10 protein-coding genes, 3 tRNA genes and 1 pseudogene are annotated in these 10,348 nt (G+C 71.5%); 2 read left to right on the forward strand and 12 right to left on the reverse strand.

The window, feature by feature from the left end:
• The coding region (locus tag Q0588_RS05280; protein WP_298744402.1) for a dicarboxylate/amino acid:cation symporter at nt 1-1,264 on the reverse strand (1,264 nt) is incomplete at its 3' end.
• 27 nt (nt 1,265-1,291) lie between these two features.
• Nucleotides 1,292-2,359, reverse strand: coding sequence for an amino acid ABC transporter substrate-binding protein (locus Q0588_RS05285; RefSeq protein WP_298744405.1), 1,068 nt, complete (start codon nt 2,357-2,359; stop codon nt 1,292-1,294).
• 130 nt (nt 2,360-2,489) lie between these two features.
• On the opposite strand from Q0588_RS05285, the gene metC reads away from it, so the two are divergent.
• Nucleotides 2,490-3,659, forward strand: coding sequence for a cystathionine beta-lyase (metC, locus tag Q0588_RS05290; RefSeq protein WP_298744407.1), 1,170 nt, complete (start codon nt 2,490-2,492; stop codon nt 3,657-3,659).
• Nucleotides 3,660-3,833: 174 nt separating this feature from the next.
• Here metC and Q0588_RS05295 read toward each other — a convergent pair whose 3' ends face one another.
• The 10 genes from Q0588_RS05295 to Q0588_RS05340 form a co-directional block, all read right to left on the reverse strand.
• Nucleotides 3,834-4,058: a hypothetical protein gene (locus Q0588_RS05295; protein WP_298744409.1), complete on the reverse strand. Its 225-nt coding sequence runs from the start codon at nt 4,056-4,058 to the stop codon at nt 3,834-3,836.
• A gap of 171 nt (nt 4,059-4,229) precedes the next feature.
• Nucleotides 4,230-4,306: transfer RNA gene (locus Q0588_RS05300), tRNA-Arg, on the reverse strand.
• 101 nt (nt 4,307-4,407) lie between these two features.
• The gene (locus Q0588_RS05305; RefSeq protein WP_298744411.1) at nt 4,408-4,713 is read right to left on the reverse strand and encodes an ETC complex I subunit; all 306 of its coding nucleotides are present in this window, start codon (nt 4,711-4,713) and stop codon (nt 4,408-4,410) included.
• A 73-nt stretch (nt 4,714-4,786) separates the two neighbouring features.
• A tRNA-Pro gene (locus tag Q0588_RS05310) sits at nt 4,787-4,863 on the reverse strand.
• 49 nt (nt 4,864-4,912) lie between these two features.
• Nucleotides 4,913-5,386: a DUF192 domain-containing protein gene (locus Q0588_RS05315; protein WP_298744413.1), complete on the reverse strand. Its 474-nt coding sequence runs from the start codon at nt 5,384-5,386 to the stop codon at nt 4,913-4,915.
• Between the two features lie 95 nt (nt 5,387-5,481).
• Nucleotides 5,482-6,039, reverse strand: a complete 558-nt coding sequence (locus tag Q0588_RS05320; protein WP_298744415.1) for a cold-shock protein — start codon at nt 6,037-6,039, stop codon at nt 5,482-5,484.
• Nucleotides 6,040-6,298: 259 nt separating this feature from the next.
• Nucleotides 6,299-6,373 (reverse strand) — tRNA-Glu (locus Q0588_RS05325).
• An 85-nt stretch (nt 6,374-6,458) separates the two neighbouring features.
• Nucleotides 6,459-8,261 (reverse strand): single-stranded-DNA-specific exonuclease RecJ, encoded by a 1,803-nt coding sequence (recJ, locus tag Q0588_RS05330; protein WP_298744416.1) that lies wholly within the window; start codon nt 8,259-8,261, stop codon nt 6,459-6,461.
• A gap of 13 nt (nt 8,262-8,274) precedes the next feature.
• On the reverse strand, nt 8,275-9,231 hold the full coding sequence (glpX, locus tag Q0588_RS05335) for a class II fructose-bisphosphatase (RefSeq protein WP_298744418.1): 957 nt from the start codon (nt 9,229-9,231) through the stop codon (nt 8,275-8,277).
• Nucleotides 9,232-9,292: 61 nt separating this feature from the next.
• On the reverse strand, nt 9,293-9,736 hold the full coding sequence (locus Q0588_RS05340) for a hypothetical protein (protein WP_298744420.1): 444 nt from the start codon (nt 9,734-9,736) through the stop codon (nt 9,293-9,295).
• A 91-nt stretch (nt 9,737-9,827) separates the two neighbouring features.
• On the opposite strand from Q0588_RS05340, the pseudogene Q0588_RS05345 reads away from it, so the two are divergent.
• A pseudogene (locus Q0588_RS05345) lies at nt 9,828-10,348 on the forward strand (class I poly(R)-hydroxyalkanoic acid synthase); the annotation flags it as partial.

Genomic DNA, 10,348 nt, shown 5'->3' on the forward strand with positions numbered 1-10,348 from the left:
CGTCGCTCTCGCCGCGCGACACCACGGTCGCCGCCACCAGGTCGCCGGTGACGTTCAGCGTGGTGCGGCACATGTCGAGGAAGCGGTCGACGCCGAGGATCAGGCCGATGCCCTCGGCCGGCACCCCGACCATGGTCAGGATCAGGGCGATGACCGGCAGCGACCCCGCCGGCACGCCGGCCGTGCCGATGCCGCCGAGGATGCAGACCAGCATGACCACCAGCTGCTGCTGCAGGTTCAGGTCGACGTTGAAGAACTGGGCCAGGAACAGCACCGTCACCCCCTCGAACAGGGCCGTGCCGTTCTGGTTGGCGGTGGCCCCGACGGTCAGCACGAAACGCGAGATGCGCTTCGGCAGCTTCAGCTTCTCCTCGGCCGCCTTGATGGCGATCGGCAGGGTGGCGTTGGACGAGGCGGTCGAGAAGGCGACCACGAACGGCTCGCGCACCCCGTTGGCGAATTTCAGCGGGTTCATGCCGCCGAAGATCCAGACCAGCAGCGGATAGACCACGAACATGTGGATCGCCATCGCCCCGAGGGCCACGCCGGCATAGGCGCCCAGCCGGACCAGCAGGTCCCAGCCGAACACCGCCGCGAGATTGAACATCAGTGCGGCGATGGCGATCGGGGCCATCTTTATTACCAAATTGATGAGTTTCATCATCACCTCGAACAGGCCTTGCAGGGTCTCCTGCAGCCTGTCCGTGGCGGGACTCTTGGCCATCACCATGCCGATGCCGAAGATCAGCGCGAACACCATGACCGGCAGGATCTGGTTCTCGGCCGCGGCGGCGAAGACGTTGGACGGGATCATGTCGAGGAAGAATTGCCCCGCCTCGATGCTCTTCGGCGCATTGCCGACGATCGCCGAGGCGCCCTCGCGGCCCTGGTCCAGCAGCTGCTGCGCCAGCATCGGATCGACGCCGTCCCCCGGCCGGAACCAGTTGACCATGCCCAGGCCGATGCCGACGGCGATGGCCGAGACCAGGATGGTGAACAGCAGGGTCTTGTAGCCGACCCGGCCCAGCGACTTCAGATCCCCCATCTCGGCGACGCCGACCGCCAGCGCCGCAAACAGCAGCGGCAGCACCAGCATGAACAGCAGGCGCAGGAAGATCTGCCCGACCGCCTGGATGATCTCCATCACCCAAGGAATGACCTCCAGCCCGTTCAGATTGACGTACAGCCCGCCCCCGAGGCCGGCCGCGAAGCCCAGCAGCATCCACAGATAGAGCGGAATCCCGCGGCGTCTGGTCGTTTCCATCGTTCCCCCCGGCCTCGGCCGATGTCGTTATCGGATCGGCAGGGCGTAGATCAGCCCGCCCGGCCGTGCGTTCCATTGTGCGTTAAGGCCGCGCGCCAGGTCGAGCGATGAATCCGGGCCGAGGTTTCGATTGAATATTTCTCCATAATTCCCCGATGCTTCTATGGCGTTCTTCGCCCATGTTCTTGACAGGCCCATGGCCGGTCCGATGTCGCCCTCGGCCCCCAGCAGCCGGCGAATCTGCGGATCGCGCGATTCCCCCGCCAGACGGTCGGCGTTCGCGGCGGTCACCCCCAGCTCCTCGGCCAGCACCACCGCGTTGAGGGTCCAGCGCACCACCGATGTCCAGGCCTCGTCGCCGCGCTTCACGGCCGGGCCGAGCGGCTCCTTGGAGATCACGTCCGGCAGGATGGCGTGCTGCTCCGGGTTCGGCAGCAGCGTCCGCGCCGCCGCCAGGGCCGAGATGTCGGCGCTGAACGCGTCGCAGTCCTCGCGCTGGTAGGCCGTGCGCGCCGCCTCCTCGTTGGCGACCACGACCGGGCGGTAGTCGATGCTCCTCGCCCGGAAGAAGTCGGCGGCGTTCAGCTCGGAGGTGGTCTCGCGCTGTACGCAGACGCGGGCGCCGTTCAGCTCCTGGGCGCTGGCCAGGTCCAGCGAGCGCCGCACCAGAAAGCCCTGGCCGTCGTAGTAGTTGACCCCGGCGAAGCGGACGCCCTCCGAAATCTCCCGCGACATGGTCCAGGAGGTGGCCCGCCACAGCACGTCGATGCGGCCGCCGCGCAGGGCGTCGAAACGCTGGCTCGAGGTCAGGGGCACGAACCGCACGGCCCCTGGATCGCCCAGCACCGCCGCCGCCAGGGCCCGGCAGAAGTCGGCGTCGAAGCCCCGCCACTCGCCCCGATTGTCGGTATAGGCGAACCCGACCAGACCCTCGTGCACGCCGCAGTTCAGCCGGCCGCGCCGCTTGACGGCCTGCAGGGTCGGGCTGGCGAAGGCCGGGGCCTCGGTGGCCGCGACGACCGTCTCCGTCTCGGTCCCGGCCTCGCGCCCGGCGTCGCCGCACGCCGCCGCCGCCAGGCCCAGGGCCAGCGCCACGCCCGCCGTCCTCGCCCGCCGACCCGCTTCCGCCCGCATTCCGCTCCTCGCCCGAGCCATTCCAGACCTTGCGCCCCCGCCCGCTTTAGAGGCTTTTGGGGCCTCGACCGCAACCCCTTCCCAGGCCCCGATGTCCGAGCCCGGCGCCCGCACCCGCCTGATCGCCGCCGCCACCCGCCGCGGGGCCGGCCGCCGCCCGGTCAGTCCGCCGGTCGAGCGGGCCTCGACCCTGCTCAACGACGACCCCGCCCGCATGCGCGACGCCGGCGCCGGCCCGGTCTACGGCGTCGAGGACCTGTCCGCGGCCCGCGAGCTGCGCGCCGCCCTGGCCGATCTGGAGGGCGCCGCCGACGTCCGGCTGGTCCCGTCCGGCCTCGCCGCCGTCACCGTGCCCCTGACCGCCCTCGTCCGCCCCGGCGACGCGGTCCTGACCACCGACGCCGTCTACGGCCCCACCCGCCGCTTCCTGACCCGTCACCTGAAGGCGTGGGACGTCGCCGCCGCCTTCCACGCCGCCGACGCGGACGTGGCGGACATTCTCGCGGCCCTCACCGGGCGGACCCGGGTGCTGCTGATCGAGTCGCCCGCCTCGCTGACCTTCGACCTGGTCGACGTCGCCGCCCTGGCCGCCGCCTGCCGGGCCCGCGGCGTGCTCACCGTGATGGACAACACCTGGGCCGCCGGCCTCGCCTTCCGGCCGCTGGCCCACGGCGTCGACGTCAGCGTCCAGGCGGTGACCAAATACGCCGCCGGCCATTCCGACCTGCTGATGGGCTCGATCGCCGTCGCCGACCCCGCCGTCGGCGGCCGCATCGCGCAGACGATCGAGGACCTCGGCTGGCGGGTCTCGCCCGATGACGCCTGGCTGGCCCTGCGCGGCCTGCGCACCCTGCCGCTGCGTTACGCGGAACAGGCCCGGTCCGCGCTCACCGTCGCCGAATGGTTCAAGGCCCGACCCGAGGTCGCCGAGGTCCTCTATCCCGCCCTGCCTGGCGCGCCCGGCCACGCCCTCTGGCGCCGCGACTATGCGGGCGCCGCCTCGATCCTCGGCGTGGTCATGAAGGGCGGCTCCGAGCCCGCCGCCCACGCCCTGATGTCGGCGCTGGAGCTGTTCGGCCTCGGCTATTCCTGGGGCGGGTTCGAGAGCCTGATCACCCACGAGACCGGCCAGCTGGCCCTGCGCCGCTCCCCGCCCGCGCTGGAAGGCGAACTGCTCCGCCTCCACGTCGGCCTCGAGGATCCCGCCGACCTGATCGCCGACCTCGAGCGCGGCCTCGCCGCCTGGCGCGCGGCCGGCTGAGCCGGACCCGCGCCGCCCCCAGCCGTTCCAGCAGATTGGCCGGCCGGGTGTTGATCCGCACCAAGGCTCAACGGCGAGTTTCAGCGGTGGTTGCCGGGCGGCCCGCCCACGAAAAAGCCCCCGCCGCTTTCACGACGGGGGCTCCTGAATTCGGACCACGTCAGACGCGGGAATTCAGTCGCTTTCGCTGTCGTCGTTGATGCTGGCGATGAGGGCGAAACCCGCGACCGTAGCGGCGGCGAAGATGAGGCCGGCGGAAATGCCGCCCGCGAACTCGCTCGACTCGGCGGAGGCGGCGCCGACCCGGTCACCCACGCGGACAGTGGATTCGGTGGTGGCGAAAGCTTGGCCGGCGACAAGCAGTGTTCCGGCCAGAATGGCGGTGGCGATCTTCTTCATGGAAAGCTCCTTAAATGGCAAAGCCTATAAGGCGTGACTTGCGTGACGGTTCAAACCTTCAGGCCATCGGACTTCACATCTGAGTGGTTTTTATGTTCTTTTTTTCCTGACTGTGGCTCATGCGCATCACCTTGGCGTGGTGCGGGGCATCCGGCCTGGTGTCAGGACCCATGGCGCGCCCTGCAGGATTCGAACCTGCGACCGTCCGCTTAGAAGGCGGGTGCTCTATCCAGCTGAGCTAAGGGCGCCCGAGGGCCACCGGCCCCAGTAGCGCGAGGCGCCGCCGGTGCAAACCCGCGGCTCAGGCGGCGGACGCCCGCGGCGCGAGCGCCAGCCGCCCTGAAACCTCTCAATGCGTCCACGACACCTTGCGGTTGGTGGCGAAATTGTCGGCATAGGCCTTGAGGATCACCGGCGGCTCCTGCGGCTCGTGCAGCCGGAACGGAATGCCGTGACGCCCGGCGTAGGCGACCGCCTCCTCCTTCGAGTCGAACTCCAGCCGCACCTGGCCGTTCATGTCCGCCGAACTGGTCCAGCCCATCAGCGGATCGATGGTCCGCGCCGAGGCCGGCTCGAACTCCAGCCGCCACCGTCTGGCGTTGGCCCTGCCCGACTGCATGGCGGTCCGGGCGGGGCGATAGATGCGGGCGAGCATGGGGCGGACTCATGTGGCGGGCGACGCCGCCTCCTTACAACGCGCCGGACGACCCGCTCAAGCGCCGCGAAAATGGTCGGGGCGGCAGGATTCGAACCTGCGACCCTCTGCTCCCAAAGCAGATGCGCTACCAGGCTGCGCTACGCCCCGATCCAGAGGCGCGGTGTGTGCCACGCGCCGCCCCCCGCCGCAACGCGCCTTATTCGGCGAAGAACGGATGCCGGACCCGGTCCCCCGGCTTCGCCCCGATCTCGTCGGCCCGGCCGGCGCGGATCTCCAGCACCCCGGCCGCCGGCCCGTTCGACGGGATGATGGCGTCGGAGTTGGGGGGCGCCCGCTCGGCGATCGAGACGATACGCCCCCAGGAGTCGATATAGATGATGTCCAGCGAGCTGGGCGTGTTGTGCATCCAGAAGCCGCGCTCGGCCACATCGGGGAACTGGAACAGCATGCCGCGGTCGTCGGCCAGCGGTTCGCGGTGCATCAGCCCCTGCTGGCGCTCGGCCTCGTCGTCGGCGATCTCGACCATGAAGCGATGCTCGCCGGTCGAGGTGACGACCGTCAGCGGCTCCAGCGGCTCGCCGTCCGGGCCCGTGGCCGGACCCGCCCCCGCGCACCCGGCCAGCAGGGCCAGGCCGGCGAGGCCCGCCAGAAAACCGCGATGAAGCGACATCGTTTCCATCCTCGAGAACAGCAGGCCGCAATTTGCGCCGATCCGCGCCCGCGGCAAGCCCCCGCCCCGTACGCCGCCGCCGGCGGGGAGAACGCTCAGTCCAGCGGACGGATTTCGGCGACCACCAGTCCCTTGGGCCCCTCGGCGAACCGGACCGCCACCGACTCGCCGGGGACCAGGTCGTCCAGACCGCAGCGCCTCAGGGTCTCGACATGCACGAAAATGTCGCCCGGGGCGCCGTCGCGGACCACGAAGCCATAGCCCTTGGTGCGGTTGAACCATTTGACCACGGCGGTCTCGAGGGCGCCGTCGTCGGCGGCCGGGGCGAGACCGCGGTCGTCCCGACGCGGCCCGTCGCCGGGGCTGCGGCGCGGGGCGGCGGCCTCCGGATCGCCCTCGCCCAGGTCATGGACGACGGTCACCTGCCAGCCCTTGGGCCGCCGGGCGCAGTCGCAGGTGACCGGCGCCCCCTCGGCGGCCGTCTCGCGGCCGCGATCGCGCAGGCTGGAGATGTGCAGCAGCACGTCCTTCATGTCGGTCAGCCGGGGGTCGTCGGGCACGATGAAGCCGTATCCCTTGCCGGGATCGAACCATTTCACACGGCCGGCGATACGCACCGTTTCGACTGTCTCAACGCCCTCGTAGTCCGACACCGTCTTCCCCCGGCCCGCGCGTGTTGCGGGCGGAATAGGTTTAACACGGTTCTGTGAAACCCGGAAAAGGCAAAAACACCGGTTTCCGCCCGGCGGCGAACATTTCTTGCGGCGGCGGGGCCGCAAACGCCTTCAAATGAGCCGCATTCGCCCCGCCCCGCCCATGATCGTGCGCGGCGCCGTCAGGCGCGAACGGCCGCGGACCGGGCGCGGCCGGGCCGGCCACCGCCAATACTCGGGAAGAAGGGCAAGGCCCGCGTGGCAGTCCCTAGGGGAATCGAACCCCTCTTTTCAGGTTGAAAACCTGACGTCCTAACCGATAGACGAAGGGACCGCGGCGCGGGGAAGCGGCGATATAGCCGCCGATTCCGCAGGGTGCAAGCGGCTTCGCCGTGGAAAATGGCCGAGGTGATCGACGTTTACGCCATGCGCGGATCGGCGACGTCCTCGATCTCGAACTGCACCCCCCGACGGCCGTTCCAGTCGTCGGCCCTGAGCCGTCCGGCGACGCTCAGACCGCCCTGCCCGGCCAGCAGCGCCTTGCCCGACGGCAGGTCGGCGCAGCGCCAGGCGACGGCCTTGACCGAGGCCCCGTCGGCCCCGACCAGGCGGCAGCGCACATGGCCGCCGTTCATGGCCGCCGGCTCGCGCACGGCGACATGCTCCAGGGCGAACAGCGGCTCCGGATTGGCCGGGCCGAATGGGGCCAGCTGCTCGAACTGTTCGAACAGGGCCCGGGTCGCCGCGCCCGGCTCGATCAGGGCGTCGATCTCGACCCCGTCCAGCGCCTCCGCCGCCGCCTGCTCCCCGGCCATCCGCGCGTTGAGGAAGTCGCGCAGCCGGCCGATGTCGTCGGCCTTCACCGTCAGTCCTGCGGCCATGGCGTGGCCGCCGCCGGCCATCAGCACCCCCGCCTCCCAGGCCGCCTGCACGGCCCGGCCCAGGTTCATGCCCGGCTGCGACCGGCCGGAGCCCTTGCCGACGCCGTTGACGGCGTCGACGCCGATGACCACCACCGGCTTGCGCCAGCGCTCCCGCAGCCGCCCGGCGACGATGCCGACCACGCCCGGATGCCAGTCGGCGCCCTCGATCACCACCACGGCCGAGCCGTCGGCGTGGGCGCCCGTGGCCTCGACCATCCGGGTCGCCTGGTCCGTCACCTGCCGCTCGACCTCGCGCCGGGCGAGGTTCAGCGCGTCCAGCTCCCGGGCCAGCGCCTGCGCCTCGTCGGGATCGTCGGTCGACAGCAGGCGCGCGCCCAGGTCCGACCTGCCGATCCGTCCCCCGGCGTTGATGCGCGGCCCGAGGATGAAGCCGGCGTGGTTGCACTTGGCCGGTCCCGGCTCGCTTCCCGCCGCCGCCAGCAGGGCCCGCAGGCCCGGATTGCGCCACTCGGACATGACCCGCAGCCCGAGGCTGGTCAGGGCCCGGTTGAAGCCGGTCAGGCCGGTGACGTCGCAGATCGCCCCCATGGCCGCCAGGTCCAGCCACTGGCGGATGTCGGGCTGCTCGCGGCCCTCGAACAGGCCGCGCCGCCGCGCCTCGCGGTTCAGCGCCGCCAGCAGCACGAACACCACCCCCGCCGCCGCCAGATTGCCCTGCCCCGAAGGGCAGCCCGGCCGGTTGGGATTGACCACGGCGGCGCACACCGGCGGCTGGTCGCGCATCATGTGATGGTCGATGACCACCACCTTCAGCCCGATCGCCGCCGCATGGGCCACCGCCTCATTGGCCGCCGCGCCGCAGTCGACGGTGATGACCAGTTCGGCCCCGGACGCCTTCAGGGTGTCGAAAGCCCTGGGGCTGGGCCCGTAGCCCTCGGTCACCCGGTCGGGCACATAGATCGGCAGCGCCGCGCCCATGGCCCGGAACCAGCGCACCAGCAGGGCCGCGCTCGAGGCGCCGTCGACATCGTAGTCGGCGAAGACGTGGATCGAGGCCCCGGCCTGCAGGGCGTCGAGGATCGCTTCCGCCGCCGCGTCCATGTCCATGAAGCTGGACGGATCGGGAAACAGCGCCTTCAGCGTCGGCTGCAGGAAGTCCGCCCCCTGGTCGGCCCCGACCCCCCGCGCCGCCAGCGCCCGGGCCAGCGGCTCCTCGAGATTCAACGCCTGCATATGGGCCCGGATCAGCGCCGCCTCGGCCGGCCTCTGCCGCCAGACGCGCCCGGACAGCGAGCGGGAAACCCCCAGGAAGGCGGGCGGGCTCCCCCCGTCGGCCATCAGAGCGCCCCCATCAAAGCGGTCTCGTCGTGCGGATGCGCTGGATGGTCCGGGTCGAGGAATCCATCACCAGCGTATGGGTCGAGACGAAGCCGTTGCGCACCACCACCCCGTCCAGCATGGCCCCCTTGGTCACGCCGGTGGCGGCGAAGATGGCGTCCTTGGAGACCAGTTCGTGCAGGTCGTATTTGCGGTCGAAATCGGTCACCCCGGTGCGTTCGGCCCGGGCCCGTTCGTCGTCGTTGCGGAAGATCAGCCGGCCCTGGAAATGGCCGCCGACGCATTTCAGCGCGCTGGCCGCCAGCACCCCCTCGGGGGCCCCGCCCGAGCCGAGATACAGGTCGATGCCGGTCTCCGGCTCGGCCGTGTGGATCACCCCGGCCACGTCGCCGTCGGTGATCAGCACCACCTTGGCCCCGACCTCGCGCAGGGCGGCGATCAGCTCGGCGTGGCGCGGCCGGTCCATGACGCAGACGGTGATGTCATGCGGATCGACGCCCTTGGCCGCGGCCAGCGAGCGGACATTGTCCTGCGGCTTCATGTCGAGGTCGACCGTGCCCGGGGCGTAGCCCGGGCCGATGGCGATCTTGTCCATATAGGTGTCGGGCGCGTGCAGCATGCCGCCCGAGGCCGACATCGACAGCACGCACAGGGCGTTGGCCATGGCCTTGGCGGTCAGGGTCGTGCCCTCCAGCGGATCGAGGGCGATGTCGATGGCCGGGCCCTCGCCGGTGCCGACCTTCTCGCCGATGTAGAGCATCGGCGCCTCGTCGCGCTCGCCCTCGCCGATGACGATCCTGCCGTCGATGTCGAGCTTGTTCAGGGCCGTGCGCATGGCGTCGACGGCCAGCTGGTCGGCCTGTTTCTCGTCGCCGCGGCCGATCTGGGCGTAGCTGGCGATGGCGGCCAGTTCGGTGACCCGGGCGGCGTCGGCGGCCAGGGTGGAGGCGTAGGGGGCCGTGGCGGCCATGGGCGTTCTCCTGGAGGCGATGATCCCGGGATTCTGTCGTCCCGGCGACCGATTCTGCGGACTAGCGGCGATCGACCGGCGGCGGGGCGCGGCCGCGTTCACGGGCGCTTCGGGCGAATTCCTCGATCTCGGCGGCGGTCTCCGCCGTCACCGGGGCGACCTGGACCGCCTCGACCCGGGCCTGCACGGCGGCGGCGTAGGCGGCCGGGTCGCCGGTCGTCAGCCATTCGATCCGCGCCGCCGCATCCGCCAACTCGCCGCCCGCGGTGTCGAGCGTGGCGACGCGCGCGGCGATCACGGCCGGCTCCGGCTCCGCCTCCAGCGACCTCGGGAAGTCGGCCCAGCGGGGGTATTCCCGGTGGGCGTCGACCAGCGCCTGCACCCGCGGGGCCACCGGGGACGTCGGGTCGGTGCGGGGATCGAACGCGCCCGCGCAGGCGGTCAGACCGGCCATGGCGGCGGCGGCGGTCAGGGCCGCAGCGAATTTCAGGATCGGCGCGTTCATGTCAGGGGCGGTCATATGCCATGATGGCGACCGGCGGAAGGGCGGCGACGGCCCCTCCGTCCGATCCTGACGTCCCCTCCGGAGCCTCCCCATGGCCAAGCGTCCGACCTCCCCGCCTCCGGCTTCCGGAACCGACGCCCCGCCCGCGCCGCGCAAGGCCGGCCGCCCGGCCTCGGCCAGGCCGCCGCGCCCCCGCGCCGCCCGGGCCAGGGCCGCCCCGGAACAACCCGCGCCAGAGCCGGCGCCGACACCGGAGGCCGCGCCCGAGGCCGCCCCCGCCTTTCCCGGGGCCGACCAGCGCCAGATGCTCGAGACCCTGTCGCTGAACCTGGCCAGGGCCGCCATGACCGCCCAGGCCGCCATCGCCGAGGCCGCCCTGTCCCAGGCCGCCAGAACGCCTGAAACCGGGTCCGCCGCCCTGTCGCCCGACCCGTTCAACGTCGGCCCGGCCATGACCCAGGTGATGACCGGCCTCGCCTCGCGCCCGGACAAGCTGTTCGCCGCCCAGGCCGACCTGTTCAACCGCTACATGGACCTGTGGGCCTCCACGACCCGCCGCGCCGCCGGCGAGGAGGTCCCCGCCGCGCCCTCGAAGGACAAGCGTTTCAAGGA

The sequence above is a fragment of the uncultured Brevundimonas sp. genome (genome assembly GCF_937870815.1).
Lineage (GTDB): Bacteria > Pseudomonadota > Alphaproteobacteria > Caulobacterales > Caulobacteraceae > Brevundimonas.